The organism is Domibacillus sp. 8LH (genome assembly GCF_038806185.1).
Classification (GTDB): Bacteria; Bacillota; Bacilli; order Bacillales; family Domibacillaceae; genus Domibacillus; species Domibacillus indicus_A.
The window spans coordinates 1-273 of sequence record NZ_JAVJNG010000134.1; the positions used below are offsets into that span (position 1 = coordinate 1).

Below are 273 nucleotides of genomic sequence, written 5' to 3' on the forward strand. Positions count from 1 at the left end.
GCCATATTCGGGTGAATCATTCCAGATCCTTTTGCAGCCCCACCAATGGTAATTGTTTTCCCATCAACCTCAAGCTGTACTGCAACATGCTTTGTTACTGTATCCGTGGTTAAGATGGCATCTTCAAAATGCTGTGGATTTGCTTCTTTATCAACAATTATTCCGTGGATCGCTTTGTTTATTTTTTCCATTGGGAGTGGGCTGCCAATAAGTCCAGTCTATGCAATTGCCACATGGTTTGCTGGAATGTTTAGCTTTGCTGCAGCGTTTTTC

Annotated in this window: 1 pseudogene; it reads right to left on the bottom strand. The window is 42.5% G+C overall.

Annotation, left to right across the window (positions count from 1 at the left end):
- Window positions 1-273, bottom strand: a pseudogene (locus RG959_RS24145) (bifunctional ornithine acetyltransferase/N-acetylglutamate synthase); the annotation flags it as partial.